Consider the following 20108-nt stretch of genomic DNA (forward strand, 5'->3'; position numbering starts at 1 on the left):
TTCTCCCGAAAAAAGTGGGTAAATCAATGCGCGATTCTAACCGATTGCAGCGCTTGCAGCAGAGGCCGCTGTGGGATTTTGCTTTGGCGCTCTATGCCAGGCCCGGCGTCGAGCAGGCCTGCCTCACGTTGCAGGATGAGGCTGGTGTGGATGTGTGTGAGCTGCTGTTCCATTGCTGGCTCTATCAGCAGGGTCTGGCGGCCTCGCCAGGCCCGCTCGCTACCATACGCGCCGAGCGCATGGCTTGGCAGCAGCAGGTGACGGCGACGCTACGAACGCTTCGCCGCCGATTGAAACCCGAAGCCGCCCACAACGAGGCCGTCAAAGCGTTGCGTGCCACGCTGCAGAGTGCCGAGCTGCAGGCAGAGCGTGAAAACCTTCAACGTTGGCAGCAGTGGGCGCTCGGCTCATCAGACGCGGACGCGCGCTTAACAAAAAGCGACATAAGCCAGCATAATGTTGCACAGTGGCTGCAAGATACGCTGTTTTCGACACCGCTTGACAACGATTTGTGTCGCGCGCCACGCGGGCGCGAGAGGACGAGAGCGGCCCTTTTTGCCTTGGCAAGCCAGCTTGACCGCTGTGAATCACCACGCTAGCCTGAAATTAAGCTGTTTTTGAATAACCCGTGTTAGCTTCGCTGGCGATCGTCCGCTAACCCACAGCAATGAACGACGTTACTGCGTGTTAGCGGCTGAACAAACGCTGAATAAAAGTGGAGCGACTCGGGATATACAAACACTAAGATCCTTGCGCTCTCGTACGGCGCGCTTACCACTGCTAGGGGAACTCTGCATGAAGGCAAGCACATTAGTTTCGACTCGTTCCGTCACCACCAAGTTGCTCACCACGGCAAGCGTGGGTGCACTGCTGCTGGGTTTGAGCGCGACCGCTCAGGCAGATAACTGGCGTTACGCACACGAAGAGTACGAAGGCGACGTGCAGGATGTCTTCGCTTACGCATTCAAGGAGTACATCGAAGATAACTCCGACCATACCGTACAGGTTTACCGCTTTGGTGAACTGGGCGAGTCCGACGACATCATGGAGCAGACGCAAAACGGCATCCTCCAGTTCGTCAATCAGTCACCTGGCTTTACCGGTGCGCTGATCCCAGAAGCGCAAATCTTCTTCATTCCGTATCTGCTGCCGACCGACGAAGAGACCGTTCTAACGTTCTTCGACGAGAGTAAAGCCATCAATGAAATGTTCCCGGAGCTTTACGCCGAGCAGGGTCTCGAGCTTCTAAAAATGTACCCCGAGGGTGAAATGGTGGTCACCACCGACGAGCCGATTAGCTCGCCGGAAGACATGAATAACAAGAAAATCCGCACCATGACCAACCCGCTGCTGTCGGAAACCTACGACGCCTTTGGCGCGACGCCGACACCGCTGCCGTGGGGCGAAGTCTACGGTGGCCTGCAGACCGGCATCATCGATGGTCAGGAAAACCCGATCTTCTGGATCGAATCTGGCGGTCTGTACGAAGTGTCTCCGCACCTGACTTTCACTGGCCACGGTTGGTTCACCACCGCGATGATGGCCAACCAGGACTTCTACGAAGGCCTGTCCGATGAAGACAAAGAGCTGGTCCAGAACGCCTCGGACGCGGCCTACGACCACACTATCGAGCACATCAAAGGGCTAGCCGATGAAGCGCTGGCCAAAATCCAGGAAGCGTCTGACGAAGTCACCGTGACACGCTTGAACGAAGAACAGATCCAAGCGTTCCGCGAGCGCGCACCGCAGGTCGAGGAAGCCTTCCTCGAAATGACGGGCGAGCGCGGTGCCGAGCTGCTGGAGCAGTTCAAAGCGGACCTCGAAGCCGTCGAAAGCGAGTCCTAATCGGTTAGCGCGCTTGCGTTAATCACATGACGTCGCCAAGGGGCAGCCAGCGCTGCCCCTTTTTTGTTGTCCACCCCTCTAGCGAAAAAACACATGCTCGCGGGGGCGAACACAGAAAAATCTACGTCCATCCAGCGTTGAAGCGAAAAGAGTCATTACCCATTACGCTACAAAATGAGCAAGGCCGAACCTGCTCCGTTCGGTGTCAGTGATGGGAAGGTCGCGTCGCCATCGAGCAAGCGACCACGCTGCGTTCAAAGGAGAACGGCCATGTCCGAAGAAGAGTCCGAAAAGAACTACCGCTCGGGTTTGCCCGGCGTACTAGGAGTGATCGACACTGCAATTAGCAAAATCGAGTCAGTCATACTGGCGATGGGGGTTTTGCTAATGGCGCTGAATACGGTCACCAACGTCGTTGCCCGCTTCGTGTTCGGCAATAGCATCATGTTCTCAGGCGAGCTGAACCGTATCCTGATCATCATGATCACCTTTGCGGGTATTGGCTACGCTGCCCGCCACGGTCGCCATATTCGCATGTCGGCGATTTACGATGCGCTGCCGGTGGGCGGTCGCAAAGTGCTAATGATCGGCATCGCGTTTTTCACCTCGCTGGTGATGTTCTTCCTGCTTTACTACTCCGTCGTGTACATCCTCGACCTGTATAGCAAAGGGCGCGTACTGCCGTCGCTGGGCTTACCGGTATGGATCATCTACGTCTGGGTGCCCATGGGCTTTTTGATCACCGGGATTCAGTACCTACTGACCGCGATCAAGAATCTCACCACCCGAGACGTCTACCTCTCTACCGGGGTGGTAGACGGCTATAAAGACACCGAAACAGAAGTGTAAAGCAGGGATTGCACCTTAGGGGAACGCTATGACGACGATAATGGTAGTCACCATGATTGCCCTGCTGCTGCTGGGCTTTCCAATGATGATCCCGCTGATCACTGCGGCAGTGATCGGCTTCTATATGATGTTCAACGGCTTCGGCCAAATGGATACGCTGATTCAGCAGATGATGGCGGGCATACGCCCGGCGTCGCTAATCGCCGTGCCGATGTTCATTCTGGCCGCCGACATCATGACCCGAGGGCAGTCTGCGAATCGCCTCATCGATATGGTGATGTCCTTCATTGGCCATATCAAAGGGGGGTTGGCGGTCAGCACGGCGGCTTCTTGTACGCTGTTCGGCGCCGTGTCGGGGTCGACCCAGGCCACTGTAGTGGCGGTAGGCTCGCCGCTGCGTCCGAAGATGCTCAAAGCGGGCTACTCCGATCCCTTTACGCTGGCGCTGATCATCAATGCCAGTGATATTGCCTTTTTGATTCCCCCCAGCATTGGCATGATCATTTACGGGGTCATTTCCGGCACCTCGATTGGCGAGCTGTTCATCGCCGGTATTGGTCCCGGCCTGCTTATCCTGTTCATGTTCTCCACGTACTGCATCATTTACGCCATCGTAAAAGACGTGCCTACCGAAGAGCGCTCAAGCTGGAAAGAGCGGGCCACGGCCGTTCAGAAAGCGCTCTGGCCGCTCGGCTTCCCAGTGATCATCGTGGGCGGCATTTACGGCGGGATCTTCAGTCCTACCGAAGCGGCGGCCGCCTGTGTCCTGTATGCGGTGCTGTTAGAGTTCGTCGTCTTTCGCTCGCTGAAAATGCGCGATATCTACACCATCGCCAAGTCTACTGGCCTGATCACCGCCGTGGTGTTCATTCTGGTGGCCGTGGGCAATGGCTTCTCTTGGATCATTTCGTTTGCGCAGATTCCCCAAGCGATCCTCGAAGCCGTGGGGGTCAACGAGGCCGGACCCACGGGGGTGTTGATCGCCATCTGTATTTCATTCTTCGTGGCGTGCATGTTCGTCGACCCCATCGTGGTGATTCTGGTATTGACGCCGATCTTTGCCCCGGCGATTGCAGCCACCGGGCTCGATCCCGTACTGGTCGGTATCCTGATTACGCTGCAGGTGGCGATTGGGTCGGCCACGCCACCCTTTGGCTGCGATATCTTTACCGCCATCGCGATCTTCAAACGCCCCTATTGGGAGGTGATCAAGGGCACGCCACCGTTCATCTTCATGCTGATTCTGGCGGCGGCGCTGTTGATCATGTTCCCGCAAATTGCGCTGTTCCTGCGTGATGTTGCCTTCCGTTAAGCAGTCACAAGGAGAACGCGGATGTTCAATCGCATCTTGATCCCTGTCGATGGCTCAAAGGGGGCCATCAAGGCGCTCGAAAAAGCCGTTGGTCTGCATCTGCTCACCGGGGCAGAGCTCTACCTACTGTGTGTGTTCAAACATCACAGCCTGCTGGAGGCGTCGCTTTCCATGGTGCGCCCCAACCGGTTGGATATCCCCGATGACGCGCTCAAGGAGTACGCAACGGAGATTGCCGTGCACGCCAAATCCCACGCCATCGAACTGGGCGCCGATAGCGTTCGCGTGCGAGCTTTTGTCAAAGGCGGACGTCCCTCCCGTACCATCGTGCGCTTTGCTCGTAAGCGGGAGTGCGACCTGATCGTAATTGGCGCACAGGGAACCAATGGGGAAAAGAATTTGCTGCTGGGCAGCGTTTCCCAACGCGTGGCCGGTGCCGCTCATTGCCCCACGCTGGTGGTCTAGTGTGAAGGCGACCGGCTAAACCTCTACGCAATCGTGTGGTCTGAGCAGCACCCGCCGTTTCAGGTAATGCAGCCTGAGGCGGCGGGTGTTAGTCTTTGAAGCACCCCAAAATATTTGGCGCGCTGCGCCGCTGGATAAGGTTTTTTCCATGAAAGCACTACTCTCTTCTACCGCGCTCACTGGCCTGCTGCTAGTCGCACCGTTTGCCGCCGCTGCCCCGGAAACCGACGAGCAGCGCTTGGCGTATAGCCTGGGCGTGACCCTGGGCGAAAGCATGCAGGCAGACATCGAAGATCTCGATCTGGATGCGTTCACCGACGGTATGCGCGATGTCTTTGATGGCAACGAGCTAGCGATGAACGAAGAGGAGATGATGGAAGCGCTGATGGCGTTCCAAGAGCGCTCGATGGAAGCGCGCGAGCAGCAAGCCGCTGAGTTGGCGCAGATGAACCTGGAAGAGGGCCAAGACTTCCTGGCCGAAAACGCCGAGCGTGACGAGGTCGAAGTGACCGAGTCTGGTCTGCAGTACGAAGTCATCGAGTCAGGAGATGGTGCAACGCCTGGCCCGGAAGATACCGTCGAAGTGAACTACGAAGGCATGCTGTTGGACGGCACCGTGTTCGATAGCTCCTTCGAGCGCGGTGAGCCGGTGAGTTTCCAGGTCAACCAAGTGATCGAGGGCTGGCAAGAAGCCCTGCAGCTGATGAGCGTGGGTGACAGCTGGATGCTCTACATCCCGGCGGATCTCGCCTACGGCGAACGCGGCCAGGGCCCGATTGGTCCGAATGAAATGCTCACTTTCCGCGTCGAACTGCTAGGTATCGAATAAGCCATGGGTATGGCCTCTCGTCAGCGCCGCTGGATGGCGGCGCTTATTGTGTTGGGCAGCGGCGCTGCCCAGGCCCAGGAAGCACCTATTGAGCTCCCAGCGCTGGCAGCGGCTAACGATCAAGCAAGCGTCGTGGGCGTCTCCGCGGGGGGCTACATGGCCACTCAGCTTGCGGTGGCCTGGCCCGAGCGCTTTAGCGGACTGGGCGTACTGGCAGCAGGTCCTTGGGGCTGCGCGCAGGGGGCTTTGAGTACGGCTCTCAATCAGTGCATGATGACCCGGCGCGGCCTGCCGTCGCTCGACGAGCTGGAGCAGCGTCGCCAGCGCTACGCAGAGATGGAGCAAGTCGGCAGCCAAGAGGCGCTGCGCTCGCTGCGTGCTTTTGTGTGGCATGGTACGTCGGACGAGACGGTCTCGCCTGCGCTGGGCGACCTGCTCGCGCAGCAGTGGCAGCGCTGGCTGGCGGACCCCGAGCAGCAGCTACGCTTCGTTCAACGGGAAAACACCGGGCACGGCTGGCCGGTGGCGATGCCCAAAGATGCGCCTATCGACCCGCAGTCGCTAGGTGACTGCCATAATGGAGGTGGTAGTCACGTGTTGGCCTGTGGCGACGACGTCGCGGGGGAGATGCTGGCGTGGCTCTACCCCGAGCGTGAGGCGAACGCTAGCGAAGGCGAGCTGCTGGCCTTCGATCAATCTGATTTCGCGGTGAAGGGGGTGGCCGATACAGGCTATCTGTTCGTGCCCGAGACGTGTGAGTTGGGGGGGTGTCCGGTCACCGTAGCGTTGCACGGTTGCCAGATGAACGCAGAGACCATCGGCGATACCTTCGTTCGCTACAGCGGCTTGAACCGTTGGGCGGCGACGCATGGCCAAGTGGTGCTGTATCCACAGGCCGAAAGCAGCATGGCCAATCCGCAAGCGTGCTGGGACTGGTGGGGTTTCGCGGAGAGCACGTGGCAGATCAACCCGCTACACGATACTCGAGACGGCACCCAAGTACAGGCGCTGATGGCCATGCTGGATCGGCTGCAAGCCGATCAGACGGAGGAGGCGACGACGGCCGAATAGCCGCCGTGTCGCTAACGCATCAAGCCGTTTTAGAGCGTTAACTGCCTAGTTCGCGCTCGAGCGCCGATACCAACCCATGGGGCGTTGGTGAGTAGAGCACCCGCTGCAGTATCTTCCCCTCGCGGTTGACCAAAAACAGCGAGGCGCTGTGGTCGATGGTATAGGCCATGGCCGACTCCGGCGCCTCGACCCGTCGCCAAATCACACCATAGCGCCCGGCCACCTCGTTGAGCTGCGCCTGGCTACCCACCAAACCAATGAACTCTTCGCCGAAAAACTGCATGTACTCGCGCATGCGGGGCAGCGTATCGCGTTCTGGATCGACGGTAATCATGACAGGCACCACTCGCTCACGCTGGGCATCGCTCAATTGTGCCAGCGCTTGGCGCTTGACCGCCTGATTCATGGGGCAGACATCGGGGCAGTAGGTATAGCCGAAAGAGACGATGGCAATCTCGTCGTTGCCGAGCTGATCCAGGGAGAAATCGCCTTGCGTCGACGGCATGGCAATGGGCCCGCCTGTTGGTTCGTCGGGATCCTCCCCTGCGCGTAGTTGGTACAGGCCAACGCTTGCCACGACCAGCAGAAGAGCCATGAGGGCGATACCTAGCCAAAGCGGCTTGCGAATTGCCATGCGCTAACTCCTTGTCACATCGAAATCGAACCAGCTGCCTAGCTTACCGTCCGGGGTTTCCAAGATCACTCGCGCCCGCCATGGCATCACGGCTTGCGTGCACACCCCCACTTGTCCCTGGCCGTGGAAGTGCCCCGGCGCGGTGGCGGTGAGGGCGAAGCGGTTGAGACCCATATCCATGTCGCGACCTACGAAATCGACCGTCACATGGCGAGGGCTAACGCCCTCTACCTCGACATCCAGCGGCAGCACTTCAAGTGCCTCGATACGCCCATCGGCATCGATGGTCAGTGTCAGTTCACCTTTATCGCCCAGCGTTGCCGAACAGGGCGCTCTATGCAAGTTGCATTCGCCATTGGGGGTGAACCACACGATATCGCGATCATCGCGCAGCCAGTTAGCAAAGACGTACCACGTGCACGCGGCCAGCGCGATGCCCGTCACTAGAATAAGCACTTTCAGCGCTGGAAAACCCGTCACCTCGACAGGTTTAAGCAAATTCTTCATGGCAGAATAGTCGCTACGCAGGCCATAAGGCGTGTCATTTGTGTCAGGGTATGCAAATCATGGTAACAGCTATCCTGCAGATGTCTCTGTGCTGGGATGTCGCACTTGATAAGGAATGACAATGGAGAGCATTACCGGGGCACTAGGGCCCCTGTTTTTACTGATTTTATTGGGGGCAGGCTTAGGGTATGCCCGCTGGCCTACTATGGATTTTTGGGCGCAGATGGAGCGGCTGATCTATTTCGTGCTGTTCCCCGCCATGCTGGTAGGCACGCTGGCCACGGCCGATGTGAGCCAAGTGCCCGTCGGCCGATTGGCGCTGGCGCTGCTGGGAGCGATGGCGCTGTTTGGCATGCTGTTGTGGCATGGACGTAGCTGGTTAAGGCTCGGCCCGGCGGCGTTTACCTCCGTGTTTCAAGGCGCCGTGCGTTTCAACACCTACGTAGGCGTGGCGGGAGCGGCCGCGCTGCATGGTTCGCTAGGCGCCACCACGGCAGCGGTAGCCGTGGCGCTAATGGTGCCCGTGGTAAACGTCATGTGCGTCGCCAGTTTCGTGGCGGCGGGCACTCTAGGCAGGGCAAGTCTGGGCAAGAGCGCACTGGCATTGGCGAAAAATCCGCTTATTTTGGCGTGTCTGGCCGGTATTGGGCTAAACCTTAGCGGTGTTGGTCTGCCAGGTTGGAGCGAAGCAACCGTCTCGTTGCTGGGCCGCGCAGCGCTGCCGCTGGGCCTAGTGGCAGTGGGGGTGGCACTTCGACCCATGGCGCTGCTGCGCCTCGACCGCGGTGTGATGGCGACCAATACGATCAAGCTGCTGCTCATGCCCGCTTTCGTGCTGTCGTTAGCCTGGCTGCTGGGGCTCGACCCCGTCAGCCGAGACGTCGCACTGCTGTTTGCCGCCCTGCCCACGGCAACCTCGGCGTATATTCTGGCCCGTCAACTTGGCGGCGATGCGGAATTGATGGCCGCCATCATTACCGGACAAACGCTGCTCGCTATGCTGACGTTGCCGTTGTGGCTCCAGCTCATCAGTTGATTTAAAAATAAATAAAAAGTATTCGCATTTGTGTTGACGGGGTAAATGAGAATGATTATATTGTGATGGTCAGCGTTTGATGAGACGCTGGCAACCACGACAGAAACCGCCAGTTTCCTGTCATGGTTTCTCCCTCTCATTGCTAGTCACGGTCTTTTGCCGCTCCTTTGGAGCGGCTTTCTTTTTTTGATGGGTAGGGCTTTTGTACGAGTTCGTCGCGGCGGCAGACGCAGGGCCGCGCGTGGCCTGCTGCCAATCGAACGTCAGGCTTCCCGGCGGTAGATCAAGTCCCACACGCCGTGGCCGAGCTTTTCGCCGCGCGCTTCGAACTTGGTGAGCGGGCGGAAGGCCGGACGCGGCACGTAAGGTGCGGTCTCGGGCGTTGCGGTGTTGACGTAGCCAGGGGCGGCGTCCATCACTTCCGCCATCCACTCGGCGTAGGCTTCCCAGTCGGTGGCCATGTGGAACGTGCCCCCGGGCTTGAGGCGCGTGCGAATCAGCTCCACGAAGGCGGGCTGGACGATGCGCCGTTTGTGATGCTTCTTCTTCGGCCACGGGTCGGGGAAGAAGAGCTGCAAGGTAGTCAACGAGCCTTCGGGTAGGCACTGCTCCAGCACGGCCAGGGCGTCTTCACGGTAAACCCGTAGGTTGGTCAGGCCGCGTTTGTCGGCTTCGTCGAGCAGTTTGCCAACGCCAGGGGCGTGCACTTCGATACCGATAAAGTCGGTATCCGGGTGGGTTTCGGCCTGCTCGATCAGCGAGTTACCCATGCCAAAGCCAATTTCCACCACGCGAGGGGCTTGGCGGCCGAAGAGGGCGTCTAACTCCTGGCGGCCATCGGCAATGGTCAGCCCAAGGCGCGGCCATACCTCTTCAAGTCCGCGGCTTTGGGCCTGGGTCATGCGTCCGGCGCGAATCACATAGCTTTTAATGCCGCGACGGTGCAGCGGTGCGTCGGCACTTTCGGGGCCAGTGGTGTTGCTCTCGGGCGCGGTATCGTTCGTATCAGTCATGGTGTCTCTGTATCAGCCGTTGATGCGGCCTGCAAAAGGCGAAGAGGGGTCGGCGCTTTGGCGGCGCGGCATGCGGCCCGCCAAAAACGCATCGCGGCCAGCCTCGACGGCGAGCTTCATGGCGTTGGCCATGCGCAGCGGGTCGCGTGCATGGGCGATGGCGCTGTTGAGCAGCACGCCGTCGCAGCCAAGCTCCATGGCCATGGCCGCATCGGACGCCGTGCCAATGCCGGCATCCACCAGCACCGGCACGCGGCTCTGCTCGACGATCAGGCGCACGTTATGTGGGTTTTGAATGCCATGGCCCGAGCCAATCAGTGAGCCCAGCGGCATGATGGCGCAGCAGCCCATGGCTTCCAGCTCGCGTGCAACGATCGGGTCATCACTGGTGTACACCATCACGTCGAAACCGTCGGCCAGCAGCGTTTCTGCCGCTTTGAGTGTCTCGACCACGTTGGGGTAGAGAGTATGATCATCGCCCAACACTTCCAGCTTCACCAGATTGTGGCCATCCAGCAGTTCGCGGGCCAGGCGGCAGGTACGCACGGCATCTTTGGCGTTGTAGCAGCCCGCGGTATTGGGCAGCAGGGTGTACTGCTTGGGCGAGATGACGTCCAGTAGGTTTGGGGCATCGGCATCTTGGCCAAGGTTGGTGCGGCGCACGGCAAAGGTGACGATCTCGGCACCGCTCTGGGCAATGGCAGCACCGGTTTCGGTAAAGTCTTTGTATTTGCCGGTGCCTACGAGCAGGCGAGAGCGAAAATCACGTCCGGCAATGGTGAACGGTGTATCGGTCAGTTGCGTCATAGCGATTCCTTGAAAAAGCATCGGCAGCTAGCCGCCGCCAATGGCGTGGACCACTTCGATCTGGTCGCCTGCGGCCAGCGGGGTCGCGGCCAGTTGGCTTTTGGGCACGATCTGTTCGTTGATTTCGACAGCGATCCGCCGCCCGCTCAGGCCCAGCTGCTCGACCAAATCGGCAGCGGTCAGGCCCGCAGTCATGGCGTAGGGTTCGCCGTTGAGCGTAAGCTGTATCGACTCATGGGGGGTAGACATAAACAATAAGCACCCTGGTGGATGAGGCAAAACGGCCTCTATTGTAGCGGTTTCACCCCGTGCAAGGTATGCAACGGGGTGAATATCTCGATGATTAACAGTGCGGCGTGTGGCCGCTAACATGCGTGAAAAGGAGCAGGGCGTGCAGCGAACCGACAAACTGTGGTGGTGTGTGGTGGCGCTATCGGGGGCCGTCATGGTGATGCTGGGGGCCTATGCCGCCCACGGTCTAGCGGCCCGCACCAGCGCCGCCATGGTGGATATCGTGGAAACCGGGGTGCGCTACCAAGCGTGGCACACGCTGGCCATGCTGGCGGTGCTTGCGTGGCGCAGCCACCGCCCGCTCCCTGGTCAGCAGGTCGTCCTCGCCTTATGGGCGTTAGGCGTACTGGCCTTTGCCGGTTCGCTCCACCTGATGGCGCTGGTCGGGTTGAGCGTGGGGATCGTGACACCCATCGGCGGGCTTCTACTGATGGCCGGTTGGTTGGCCCTGGGTGTCACGGCGCTCCTTAGCCGCACTTAATCGACGTTAGCCCAGCAGCATGCGCAGCGGCATCCACACGCCCATACCGATCATTACTAGGTTCTCGGTGAGTGACACAAAGCCAAGCGGAACGTTGCTGTTGCCACCCACACAGGCGCACTTGAGTTCGCGCTTGTCGATGTACACCGCTTTGAACACTGATACCGCGCCTACGGTGCCGACGAACAGCGCCAGCGGCGCGGCCACCCATATCAGCGTGCCTGCCAGCATCAATAGCCCGGCGGCGGTCTCGGCGTAAGGGTAAACGTAGCTATAGGGCACGTAGCGCTGGGCGAGCAGGTCGTAGTTGAGGAACATGGTGCTAAAACTCTCGATATCCTGCAGCTTTTGCAGGCCCAGCAGCACCATCGCAGTCGCCACGGCAAACTCCGGCATACGCGCCGTCAACAGCGTGCCCTGTATCGCCCAGCTCATCGCCACGCCTATCAATAGGGCGACGGCAAAAATGGCCAGGACCGGGCGGTAGGTAGTCTCTTTGGCGCTGGGAACGCTCATCCCCAGGTGGTCGCGCAGCTCTTCGTAGCCGCCGATCCGCTCCCCGTCGATATAGACCTGCGGCGTCGTATCGACGTGCTCCTGCTCCTTGAACGCGTCGATCTCCTCGCGGGACGTGAGCGTGTGATCGTCCACCGTGTAGCCTTTGCGTTTGAGTAAATCAACGGTTTTCAAACCAAACGGACACAGATGCTCGGCGGTTTTCATCCGATATACCTGAGCGTTGGGGTGGGTCGTTGCTGCCATGATCAGCCTCCTTGTCGTCTTGCGGTCAACGTGCAACTTCAAGCATAGAACCCGGTGCCGCCCATAGGTCAAATGGGAGAGGATGGCGGTTGCCTGGATCTTGACCTGCAGGTAGCACCTAGGTTGTAAGCTATACAAGCAGAGTGTCATAGGAGAGCCATATGAAACGACATACCACGGCGCTGCTAGTATCCGGTGCTTTGATGTTCGGTGCAGCCACGGCCCATGCCGCGCTGCCCGATGAGGCGACGCTGTATAAGAACCCGCAATGCGGCTGTTGCGATGAGTATGCGCGTCATCTGGAAGCGTTGGGTATAGACGTCACCATTATCGATGACGTCGAGCTGGGTGAGATCAAGCAGCAGGCAGGCGTGCCTTACGGCATGGGCGCCTGTCATACCATCGAGATAGGTAACTACTGGATCGAAGGGCACGTGCCGTTGGAAGCGGTCGAAGCGCTGTTCGAACAGCAGCCCGAGGTGGATGGTATTGGTTTGGCCGGTATGCCGATAGGCACTCCGGGCATGCCTGGGCCGCAGAGTGAGCCTTACCACGTCTACACGTTTAGCGACCACAACGCCCAGCCGTTCATGACGCTGTAAACGAAGAGGCACCGTTGTGTTGGGTAAACGCCTGCGCGGGAGTGGGCTTGCCAAAGTAGTAGCCCTGATACACATGGCAGCCCAGGCGAGCCAGTACGGTGGCTTGGTCGACGGTTTCTACGCCTTCGGCCACGACATCCAGACCTAGGCTCTCGGCCAGCGCGATGATAGTGGCGGCAATCGGCGTTGCCTGCATATCCAGGGTCAAATCCCTGACGAAGGCAATGTCGATTTTGAGCGTGTTCAGCGGCAGCGATTTCAGATACGCCAGCGACGAATAGCCTGTTCCAAAGTCGTCCAGCGCGAAGCGAATTCCCAACTGCCGCAGGCGCAGCATTTTATCGATGGTGCCTTCTGGGTCGCTCATCAGCAGCGACTCCGTTAACTCTAGTGTCAAGCGTTCAGGCGGTGCGCCGGTCGACGTTAGAGTGCTCATGACCTGCTCGACAAAAGTGGGTTGCTGGAATTGACGCACGCTAACGTTGAGCGAGAGCTTCAAGCGGCTCAGACGTGGATCGTGCTGCCATTCGCCAAGCAGTCGGCAGCCCGCTTCGAGCACCCAAGCCCCTAAAGGAAGTATCAGCCCGGTTTGTTCGGCGATGGGAATGAAACGGGCGGGTGATATCATTCCCCGCTCCGGGTGTTGCCAGCGCAGGAGGGCTTCGGCGCCAATGACCTCATGCTCCCCATTCACCTGCGCCTGTAGATGAAGGTTGAGGGCGCCGCGCTCGATCGCTAGGCGCAATTCGCGCTCCAGGGTGATGTCCTCCTCCAGTTTTTGCTCCAGTGCGGAGCAGAAACGCTTGGGTTCGCCGTCTCGCTGGCGCTTGGCTTCCAGTAGTGCGAGCCCGGCGCGTTTGAACAACTGCCCAACGCTCTCGATCTCACGAGGGCAAAAGATCAGCGTGCCTGTGTTGATTTTGCATGGGTGGGTGTGACCGTGCAGTTGATAGTCAGCCGTCAACAATGCCAGTACTCGCTCGATGTATTGATGGGCGAGCCGTTCTGCAGCGGTGTGCTCGGTGGCTGCGAGGGATGCGAAAAGCGCAAACTCATTGCCGTCCAGCCGGGCTGCATAAATGTGATCGTCGGCTTGCTGTAAACGGCGGCCTAGCTGCCGCAAAAGCTCGTCGCCAATATCTTGTCCCATGCTGTCGTTCAACACCTTGAATCGGTTGAGATCCAGCAGTGCGAACACGGAGTAGCCCCCTTTCGTTAAGGGGCTTTTCAAATGAGTGGAGAGATGCTCTTGAAGGGCCAGCCGGTTCGGCAAACCGGTCAATATGTCGTGGTAGGCCAAGTAGCGGATACGCTGCTGCGCGTTCTGCTCGTCGGTGCGGTCACTGAACAGGGCCACGTAATCTCTGTCTTTGCTGTTGGCATAGTTCACTCGGCTGATGCTGATCCACGCAGGATATTCGTCGCCATTGGAGCGCAGTGCCGTCACCATGCCGCTCCACTCACCTTGTGACACCAGTGCGCGCTGTATGGTGGGCGTCAGTGCTTGGCTCTCTTTGGCGTAAGGCACCTGAGTGATATCCGCATCGATGAGCTGGGCTTGGGTCATCCCGGTTAATTGCTCAAAGGCGTTATTACACAGCCGGATGCGGGCGCCATCGTCAAACAGCACCACGCCATCTTGCAGTGCGGCGATCACCTCCAGCAGCCGCTGCTGGGTCATATAGCCGTGGCGCTCGCTGTCTTGTAGGCGGCGCTGAATTTTGATCGCCATCAACGTAAGCAATGCCGCAAAGACGGCAGTGCCGCTGATGACATAAATGAGCCAGTGCGAGGTCTCTATTGGGGCTTGGCCGATGGCGCCATCCGGCACGAACCAGGCGGCCTGCATGGCCACGTAGTGCATGCCGCTCACCGCAACCGAGATGCATAGGGCAGATACGAAAGCATACCGCTGATAGTGAGTTTTGCCGTTATCCAGGCGGCATAGGCGGTACGCGTAAGCGCTCAAGACGCCTAGCCCAATGGCTACCACCAGCGAGGCGAGGAATAGGTCCAGGGCGTAGAACAGCGTTGCCGGCATGCGCATAGCGGCCATGCCGCTATAGTGCATGACGCCGATGCCTAGCCCTAGGCTCGTGCCCGCTCTGATCAGCGTGTCGTGTGGGAGTCTCTCTCGGCAGAGCAGCGTCATGGCCACCAGACTGCCGACGATGGCTGGCAGAACGGAGAGGAGCGTCAATAAAGGGCTATGGCTGACGTGGAAATCCAAGCGATAAGCGTGCATGCCGACGAAATGCATGCTCCAAACGCCAGTGCCCATGACGCTAGCGCCAGCGATAAGCCACGTGCGTCGCCACAAAGTTGATGACGTACTGCCCACCAGGCGAATGATTTCCAGGCTAGCAAACGAGGCGGCCAAGGCGACTAACCACGATAAAACGACCAGCGGGATATCGTGTTTTCCCTGCAGAGCACTCAGCGCCTGCGGTTCCAATAACAGGTTGGGCAGTATCATGGGTTAGTCGCCGTGTGGCAGTGGCATGCATACAGTACTTTATAATGTTTATTAATGTCTTGCTCTTAAAATCGGGGGAGGTTTAAACGCCCTGCGGCCGGAAGGCTATCGATACTGTGAGAAAGATGCGTTGATCTACAGGGAGTCCTTGAGGCTGGCGAGTGCGTCTGGCGTATCAACATCGAATACCACCCCGGCATCGCCCACGTCATGGGTACGGTAGTGTGAAGCATGTTGCCGAATCAAAGACGCTGCCCCTGACTCGCCGTCGATGCCTGCCAGGGCTGGCCAAAAATCCCGCCCAAACAGTACCGGATGTCCAGGTTGGCCGCGGAAGCATGGCCGCCAGATGGTGTCTCGGGTGATGCACTGCTGCAGCGTTAGTAGCGTTCCGGGCTGAAAGCGAGGCATATCGCCTAGCAGCACCGCGACGGCCTGAGCGTCTTTTAGGCGGCAATCACGACTCAACGCCGCCACCGCTTCGGCAAGGCTCGCACCCAAACCCAGTGGCGCCCGATGCAGTCGAATCAGCGGCGTGCTCGGCGCCAAGCCGAGCTGAAGCGCGTCGTCTTCCTCTCGAATCGCAACCCTTACCTGGAGAAACGCCTGCTCAATGCGTGCCACCGTCGTGGCCAACAGCGTTCTGCCATCGGCAAGACGCGCTTGGCGCTTATCGGCGTCGCCATAGCGCCGTGAGTAACCTGCTGCCATCACGAGCGCGACGACGTGATGAGCGCTCGCCGCGCACTGCCCTTTTTGCCGAGTATGTTCAATCACCTGCCGATCCCGCCGTTGTATCCATGTCGTCTCCTGTCCTGAGTCGTCTTGCTAGCCTAGCGCGGGTCGCTGCGTTACGTTAGGTCGCCGCCGCTGATTTATGACTATGCTGAAGGGCGAGACCGTCGATAAGCAACAGCAATGATCAGGGAAGGCACCGAGTTATGAACGCTCAACCTAGCGCTGAACAGCGCCGCGATCAGGCATCGCAAAACGTACCGCGCTCGACCGTGACGCTGATGGTCAATGGCACCCGGCACACGCTGACGCTCGATAACCGCACCACACTGCTGGATACCCTGCGGGAGCACTTAGCGCTCACCGGCTCCAAAAAAGGCTGCGACCACGGCCAGTGTGGCGCCTGCACCGTGTCGGTGAATGGCGAACGCATCAACGCGTGTCTTACTTTGGCGGTGATGCACGAAGGTGACGAGATCACCACCATCGAAGGCGTGGGCACGGTAGAGCAGCTAGACCCCATGCAGCAGGCGTTTGTGGATAACGACGCCTTTCAATGCGGCTACTGTACGCCGGGGCAGATCTGTTCGGCCAACGCCGTACTGCAGGAGATCGCCGCCAATATTCCCAGCCATGTTACGGCGGATCTTACCGCACCCATCGAGATCACCGATGCCGAGATTCGCGAGCGGATGTCGGGCAATCTCTGCCGCTGTGGCGCTTACGCCAACATTCTCAAGGCCATTACCCAGGTTGCCAAGGAGCGCGCATGAGAGCCTTTTCCTACGAGCGTGCTGCCAGCCCTGCCGAAGCGGCGGCCCGTGCGGCTGAGGTGCCGGGCGCGACCTTCATTGCCGGGGGCACCAACCTGCTGGATTTAATGAAGCACGAGATCGAAACCCCGCTGCATCTCATCGATGTGCGCAGCACGGGGTTGGACGACATTACGGCCACGGAAGAGGGCGGCCTGCGGGTGGGGGCGATGGTCAGCAACAGCACGCTGGCGGCCGACCCCCGTGTGCGCGAAGCGTATGGCGTGTTGAGTCGGGCGCTGGTCGCGGGGGCGTCTGGCCAGCTGCGCAACAAAGCCACCACCGGCGGCAACCTGCTGCAGCGCACCCGCTGCCCCTACTTTTACGACACCGCCATGCCCTGCAACAAGCGCTCACCGGGCGCTGGCTGCGCGGCGCTGGGAAAAGGCGCGACCACCCGGCATCTGGGCGTGATTGGTACGTCCGATGCGTGCATTGCCACACACCCCTCCGATATGGCCGTGGCCCTACAAGCGCTGGATGCTCGCGTGGAAACCGTCACCCCCGAGGGCGAGACTCGCAGCCTGACGCTGGATGCGTTCTATCCGCTGCCTGGCGACACTCCCGAGGTGGAAAGCACACTGGCTAAAGGCGAGATGATTACCGGGGTGGTGCTGCCCGCGCCGATGGAAGGGCGCCATGCCTATTTCAAGGTGCGCGACCGCTCTTCGTACGCCTTTGCGCTGGTCTCGGTGGCACTGATTCACGCGCCGGACGGCACGGGGCGAGTGGCGCTAGGCGGTGTGGCCCCCCGGCCCTGGCGTTGCGATGCGGCAGACGCCGCGCTGCCCCAGGGCGCAGCAGCGGTGATGGCCAAACTGCTGGACGGTGCTCGCCCCACCGACGAGAACGCCTACAAGCTGACCCTGGCAGAGCGAACGCTCGCCGCGCTGCTGGCCGAGGAGTAACCGATGGATTTCAATCAATCGACCGACGATAACCTGTTCGATCACGCCCGTATCGTTGGTAAGCCCCATGCGCGCATCGATGGCGCGCTCAAAGTGACCGGCCAAGCGCCCTATGCCTACGAGCGCCATGACGTAGCGGCTCACCAGCTGGTGGGCTATCCGCTGTGCGCCACGATTGCCAAAGGGCGCATTACCCATATGGATGCCACGGCCGCCCGCGCCGCACCTGGGGTGGCAGCGGTGGTCACCACCCTAGATATAGCACCGCTGGCGCAAGCTAAAAGCAACGTGGCACGCCTGTTTGGTGGCGATACCGTTGCCCACTACCATCAAGCCATTGCCGTGGTGGTAGCCGACACCCTAGAGCAAGCGAGAAGTGCCGCCGCGCTGATCGAGGTGCGCTACCAAGACGAGCAAGGCGTGTTTGATTTAGACGCCGCCTGGGAGCAGCAAACACCCGACGAGCCGCTCTCTGATGTGGGCGATGTGGATGAGGCCTTTAAAAACGCCGCAGTAACGCTGGATGAAGTTTACCGCACGGCCTCCCAAAGCCACGCGATGATGGAGCCCCACGCCTCCATCGTGGATTGGTCGGATGGCGGCCAAATGACGGTTTGGACCTCCAACCAGATGATAGCCTGGACCCGCGAAGCGCTGGCCACCACCTTGGCGATCGACCCCGAGACCATTCGCCTAGAGAGCCCCTACGTGGGCGGTGGCTTCGGCGGCAAGCTCTGGCTGCGAGCAGATACCGTACTGGCCGCGCTGGGTTCGCGGGCGGCCGGGCGGCCGGTCAAGCTGGCGCTACCGCGCCCGCTGGTGTTCAACAACGCCACCCACCGCTCTGGCACTGTCCAGCGCCTGCGTATCGCTGCCGATACCGACGGCCGGATCACCGCCTTCGACCACTCGGCGTTCTCCCATACGCTGCCCGGCGGCAGCGGCGAGAACCCGGTCAACCAAACCCGCGCCTTTTACGCCGGTGCAAGCCGCCGCGTGGCCCACACGGCCATCGAGATGGACTTGCCTGAGTCGGCGGATATGCGCGCCCCCGGCGAAGCCTCTGGCCTTGCCGCGCTGGAAATCGCCATGGACGAAATGGCCGAGAAGCTGGGCATGGACCCGGTAGAATTTCGCATCCTCAACGATACTCAGGTCGACCCAGAAGACCCCAGTAAACCGTTTAGCGACCGCCACTACGTGGAGTGCCTGCAAAAAGGGGCCGAGGCGTTTGGCTGGGAGGCGCGCAACCGCACCCCAGGCGGCCAGCGGGAAGGGCAGTGGCTGATCGGCCACGGCATGGCCGGTGCTTATCGCGGCGCGCCCACCATGGATTCCGGCGCGCGGGTTCGCCTGCAGGCTGGGCGCCTGGTGGTAGAGACCGATATGACCGATATCGGCACCGGCTCGTACACCATCATCGCTCAAACCGCCGCGGAAGCCATGGGCTTGGCGCTAGAGGACGTAGAGGTACGGCTGGGCAACAGCGACTACCCAGTCTCGTCGGGTTCCGGCGGTCAGTTTGGTGCCGCCAGCGCGACCGCCGGTGTTTACGCGGCCTGCCTGCAGCTTCAAGAGGAGATTGCCCAGCGCCTTGGTATGAACTCGCCACGATTTGCGCAGGGCCGGGTGATCGCAGGCACCACCGGCGTGACGCTAGCCGAGGTAGCGAACGGCGAAGAGCTGGTGGCGGAAGACACCATTCACTTTGGCGACTTCAAGGACACGCTACAAATTGGCACCTTCGCGGCGCACTTTGTAGAAGTAGCGGTACACGCCCACACGGGCGAAACCCGTGTACGCCGCATGCTGGCGGTGTGTGACGCAGGGCGCATTCTCAACCCGGTTACGGCGCGCAGCCAGGTGATTGGAGGGATGACCATGGGGGTGGGCGCGGCCTTGATGGAGGGGCTCACCCCCGATGTGGAGCGCGGCTTTTTCGTCAACCACGACCTCGCCAGCTACGAGGTGGCGGTGCATGCGGACATTCCCGAGCAGGAGGTCATGTTTCTGGACACCACCGATGCCGCCTCGACCCCGCTCAAAGCCAAGGGCGTGGGGGAGCTAGGCATCTGTGGCGTGGCGGCGGCGGTGGCCAACGCGATCTATAACGCCACCGGCATTCGTGTGCGCGACTATCCGATGACGCTGGATAGGCTGATCGACCAGCTCCCCAAAGTGAGTTGAGCGCGTTGAGACGTGAACGGCCCCGCTGTTGGGCCACCTAGGTGTTATCCGGCAGCGCATAGCTGGCGGTGACATGCACCACGGGACGCGTGTCATCGCTGGCGGAGAAAATCTGTACCTCTCCCACCGCCAAGCGGCGGCCCAGCTTGATCAGCTTGGCGTGGGCGATGATGTCGTGATCGCCTGAGGCCGCGCGAAGAAAGTGGCAGTTCAGATCGCTGGTCACGGCCATCGCTTCGGGGCCGATTTGGGCCAGTATGGCCACGTAGAGCGCCACATCGGCAAAGCCCATCATGGTAGGGCCGGACACACGGGGGCCGGGGCGCAGATGCTCATGGCCAATGCTTAGGCGCATGGTGGCGCACATTTCACCCACGCTCTCTATTTTGCCCATCCGTTGGGGAAAGACCTCATCTAGAAAGTGCTCGATCTGCTCGACGGTCATCACGGTCATTGTTGTTATTCACTCTGACAGGCTGGGAGTCT

At 60.1% G+C, this 20108-nt stretch carries 22 protein-coding genes; 13 read left to right on the forward strand and 9 right to left on the reverse strand.

From position 1 onward, the window contains the following. Positions 1-26: 26 nt before the first annotated feature. From MHM85_RS09340 to MHM85_RS09370, 7 genes are all read left to right on the forward strand, one after another. Entirely contained in the window at positions 27-599 is a 573-nt protein-coding gene (locus MHM85_RS09340; RefSeq protein ID WP_153843529.1) for a TIGR02444 family protein, read from the forward strand. A gap of 196 nt (positions 600-795) precedes the next feature. Continuing rightward, the gene (gene dctP, locus MHM85_RS09345) at positions 796-1845 is read left to right on the forward strand and encodes a TRAP transporter substrate-binding protein DctP (protein ID WP_153843528.1); all 1050 of its coding nucleotides are present in this window, start codon (positions 796-798) and stop codon (positions 1843-1845) included. A gap of 270 nt (positions 1846-2115) precedes the next feature. Further along, positions 2116-2694 (forward strand): TRAP transporter small permease, encoded by a 579-nt coding sequence (locus MHM85_RS09350; RefSeq protein ID WP_139526035.1) that lies wholly within the window; start codon positions 2116-2118, stop codon positions 2692-2694. 28 nt (positions 2695-2722) lie between these two features. Beyond that, positions 2723-4006, forward strand: coding sequence for a TRAP transporter large permease (locus MHM85_RS09355; RefSeq protein ID WP_139526034.1), 1284 nt, complete (start codon positions 2723-2725; stop codon positions 4004-4006). 21 nt (positions 4007-4027) lie between these two features. Beyond that, positions 4028-4471: a universal stress protein gene (locus tag MHM85_RS09360; protein ID WP_139526033.1), complete on the forward strand. Its 444-nt coding sequence runs from the start codon at positions 4028-4030 to the stop codon at positions 4469-4471. A 148-nt stretch (positions 4472-4619) separates the two neighbouring features. Then, on the forward strand, positions 4620-5300 hold the full coding sequence (locus tag MHM85_RS09365; RefSeq protein WP_139526032.1) for an FKBP-type peptidyl-prolyl cis-trans isomerase: 681 nt from the start codon (positions 4620-4622) through the stop codon (positions 5298-5300). A gap of 9 nt (positions 5301-5309) precedes the next feature. Further along, positions 5310-6371, forward strand: coding sequence for a PHB depolymerase family esterase (locus MHM85_RS09370; protein ID WP_239285820.1), 1062 nt, complete (start codon positions 5310-5312; stop codon positions 6369-6371). 37 nt (positions 6372-6408) lie between these two features. On the opposite strand, the gene MHM85_RS09375 is transcribed toward MHM85_RS09370, so the two are convergent. Beyond that, entirely contained in the window at positions 6409-7005 is a 597-nt protein-coding gene (locus MHM85_RS09375) for an SCO family protein (RefSeq protein WP_139526030.1), read from the reverse strand. A 3-nt stretch (positions 7006-7008) separates the two neighbouring features. Further along, a complete protein-coding gene (locus MHM85_RS09380) occupies positions 7009-7512 on the reverse strand; it encodes a hypothetical protein (RefSeq protein WP_139526029.1) in 504 nt (167 codons plus the stop codon). A gap of 121 nt (positions 7513-7633) precedes the next feature. Here MHM85_RS09380 and MHM85_RS09385 point away from each other — a divergent pair, with 121 nt between their 5' ends. Next, positions 7634-8548: an AEC family transporter gene (locus tag MHM85_RS09385; protein ID WP_139526028.1), complete on the forward strand. Its 915-nt coding sequence runs from the start codon at positions 7634-7636 to the stop codon at positions 8546-8548. Positions 8549-8811: 263 nt separating this feature from the next. On the opposite strand, the gene trmB is transcribed toward MHM85_RS09385, so the two are convergent. The 3 genes from trmB to thiS are packed head-to-tail and all read right to left on the reverse strand — an operon-like array spanning position 8812 to position 10617. Beyond that, the gene (gene trmB / locus MHM85_RS09390; protein ID WP_139526027.1) at positions 8812-9561 is read right to left on the reverse strand and encodes a tRNA (guanosine(46)-N7)-methyltransferase TrmB; all 750 of its coding nucleotides are present in this window, start codon (positions 9559-9561) and stop codon (positions 8812-8814) included. A 12-nt stretch (positions 9562-9573) separates the two neighbouring features. After that, on the reverse strand, positions 9574-10368 hold the full coding sequence (locus MHM85_RS09395; RefSeq protein WP_139526026.1) for a thiazole synthase: 795 nt from the start codon (positions 10366-10368) through the stop codon (positions 9574-9576). A 27-nt stretch (positions 10369-10395) separates the two neighbouring features. Then, positions 10396-10617, reverse strand: a complete 222-nt coding sequence (gene thiS, locus MHM85_RS09400; protein WP_139526025.1) for a sulfur carrier protein ThiS — start codon at positions 10615-10617, stop codon at positions 10396-10398. A 142-nt stretch (positions 10618-10759) separates the two neighbouring features. On the opposite strand from thiS, the gene MHM85_RS09405 reads away from it, so the two are divergent. Beyond that, on the forward strand, positions 10760-11140 hold the full coding sequence (locus MHM85_RS09405) for a DUF423 domain-containing protein (protein ID WP_219862220.1): 381 nt from the start codon (positions 10760-10762) through the stop codon (positions 11138-11140). 6 nt (positions 11141-11146) lie between these two features. On the opposite strand, the gene MHM85_RS09410 is transcribed toward MHM85_RS09405, so the two are convergent. Beyond that, positions 11147-11902 carry a glutaredoxin gene (locus MHM85_RS09410; protein ID WP_219862217.1) on the reverse strand — a complete coding sequence of 252 codons (756 nt, stop codon included), beginning with the start codon at positions 11900-11902 and terminating at the stop codon, positions 11147-11149. A gap of 161 nt (positions 11903-12063) precedes the next feature. Here MHM85_RS09410 and MHM85_RS09415 point away from each other — a divergent pair, with 161 nt between their 5' ends. Then, positions 12064-12504 (forward strand): DUF411 domain-containing protein, encoded by a 441-nt coding sequence (locus tag MHM85_RS09415; protein WP_139526023.1) that lies wholly within the window; start codon positions 12064-12066, stop codon positions 12502-12504. On the opposite strand, the gene MHM85_RS09420 is transcribed toward MHM85_RS09415, so the two are convergent. Together MHM85_RS09420 and MHM85_RS09425 are read right to left on the reverse strand one after the other, a co-directional pair. Further along, positions 12491-14980 carry an EAL domain-containing protein gene (locus MHM85_RS09420; protein ID WP_219862215.1) on the reverse strand — a complete coding sequence of 830 codons (2490 nt, stop codon included), beginning with the start codon at positions 14978-14980 and terminating at the stop codon, positions 12491-12493. The two genes, MHM85_RS09415 and MHM85_RS09420, sit on opposite strands and share 14 nt — an antisense overlap. 135 nt (positions 14981-15115) lie before the next feature. Beyond that, positions 15116-15757, reverse strand: coding sequence for a nucleotidyltransferase family protein (locus tag MHM85_RS09425; RefSeq protein WP_239285783.1), 642 nt, complete (start codon positions 15755-15757; stop codon positions 15116-15118). Positions 15758-15921: 164 nt separating this feature from the next. On the opposite strand from MHM85_RS09425, the gene MHM85_RS09430 reads away from it, so the two are divergent. Genes MHM85_RS09430 through paoC form a run of 3 tightly spaced genes read left to right on the forward strand, consistent with a single transcriptional unit; the run spans position 15922 to position 19622 of the window. Beyond that, complete coding sequence (locus MHM85_RS09430; RefSeq protein ID WP_219862212.1) at positions 15922-16488, forward strand: 2Fe-2S iron-sulfur cluster-binding protein; 567 nt, start codon at positions 15922-15924, stop codon at positions 16486-16488. Then, on the forward strand, positions 16485-17435 hold the full coding sequence (locus MHM85_RS09435; RefSeq protein ID WP_219862210.1) for a xanthine dehydrogenase family protein subunit M: 951 nt from the start codon (positions 16485-16487) through the stop codon (positions 17433-17435). The genes MHM85_RS09430 and MHM85_RS09435 overlap by 4 nt, the downstream gene beginning before the upstream one ends. Before the next feature lie 3 nt (positions 17436-17438). Next, positions 17439-19622, forward strand: coding sequence for an aldehyde oxidoreductase molybdenum-binding subunit PaoC (paoC, locus tag MHM85_RS09440; RefSeq protein WP_219862208.1), 2184 nt, complete (start codon positions 17439-17441; stop codon positions 19620-19622). Positions 19623-19659: 37 nt separating this feature from the next. On the opposite strand, the gene MHM85_RS09445 is transcribed toward paoC, so the two are convergent. Next, positions 19660-20076, reverse strand: coding sequence for a PaaI family thioesterase (locus MHM85_RS09445; RefSeq protein ID WP_219862206.1), 417 nt, complete (start codon positions 20074-20076; stop codon positions 19660-19662). Positions 20077-20108: the final 32 nt, after the last annotated feature.

Origin of the sequence: Halomonas sp. McD50-4 (genome assembly GCF_022348135.1) — a bacterium.
Lineage (GTDB): Bacteria > Pseudomonadota > Gammaproteobacteria > Pseudomonadales > Halomonadaceae > Vreelandella > Vreelandella piezotolerans.

Coding starts and splice junctions, on each gene's coding strand:
- MHM85_RS09340 (WP_153843529.1), top strand. CDS start 27: ATGCGCGATTCTAACCGATTGCAGCGCTTGCAGCAGAGGCCGCTGTGG.
- dctP (WP_153843528.1), top strand. CDS start 796: ATGAAGGCAAGCACATTAGTTTCGACTCGTTCCGTCACCACCAAGTTG.
- MHM85_RS09350 (WP_139526035.1), top strand. CDS start 2,116: ATGTCCGAAGAAGAGTCCGAAAAGAACTACCGCTCGGGTTTGCCCGGC.
- MHM85_RS09355 (WP_139526034.1), top strand. CDS start 2,723: ATGACGACGATAATGGTAGTCACCATGATTGCCCTGCTGCTGCTGGGC.
- MHM85_RS09360 (WP_139526033.1), top strand. CDS start 4,028: ATGTTCAATCGCATCTTGATCCCTGTCGATGGCTCAAAGGGGGCCATC.
- MHM85_RS09365 (WP_139526032.1), top strand. CDS start 4,620: ATGAAAGCACTACTCTCTTCTACCGCGCTCACTGGCCTGCTGCTAGTC.
- MHM85_RS09370 (WP_239285820.1), top strand. CDS start 5,310: ATGGCCTCTCGTCAGCGCCGCTGGATGGCGGCGCTTATTGTGTTGGGC.
- MHM85_RS09375 (WP_139526030.1), bottom strand. CDS start 7,005: ATGGCAATTCGCAAGCCGCTTTGGCTAGGTATCGCCCTCATGGCTCTT.
- MHM85_RS09380 (WP_139526029.1), bottom strand. CDS start 7,512: ATGAAGAATTTGCTTAAACCTGTCGAGGTGACGGGTTTTCCAGCGCTG.
- MHM85_RS09385 (WP_139526028.1), top strand. CDS start 7,634: ATGGAGAGCATTACCGGGGCACTAGGGCCCCTGTTTTTACTGATTTTA.
- trmB (WP_139526027.1), bottom strand. CDS start 9,561: ATGACTGATACGAACGATACCGCGCCCGAGAGCAACACCACTGGCCCC.
- MHM85_RS09395 (WP_139526026.1), bottom strand. CDS start 10,368: ATGACGCAACTGACCGATACACCGTTCACCATTGCCGGACGTGATTTT.
- thiS (WP_139526025.1), bottom strand. CDS start 10,617: ATGTCTACCCCCCATGAGTCGATACAGCTTACGCTCAACGGCGAACCC.
- MHM85_RS09410 (WP_219862217.1), bottom strand. CDS start 11,902: ATGGCAGCAACGACCCACCCCAACGCTCAGGTATATCGGATGAAAACC.
- MHM85_RS09415 (WP_139526023.1), top strand. CDS start 12,064: ATGAAACGACATACCACGGCGCTGCTAGTATCCGGTGCTTTGATGTTC.
- MHM85_RS09420 (WP_219862215.1), bottom strand. CDS start 14,980: ATGATACTGCCCAACCTGTTATTGGAACCGCAGGCGCTGAGTGCTCTG.
- MHM85_RS09430 (WP_219862212.1), top strand. CDS start 15,922: ATGAACGCTCAACCTAGCGCTGAACAGCGCCGCGATCAGGCATCGCAA.
- MHM85_RS09435 (WP_219862210.1), top strand. CDS start 16,485: ATGAGAGCCTTTTCCTACGAGCGTGCTGCCAGCCCTGCCGAAGCGGCG.
- paoC (WP_219862208.1), top strand. CDS start 17,439: ATGGATTTCAATCAATCGACCGACGATAACCTGTTCGATCACGCCCGT.
- MHM85_RS09445 (WP_219862206.1), bottom strand. CDS start 20,076: ATGACCGTGATGACCGTCGAGCAGATCGAGCACTTTCTAGATGAGGTC.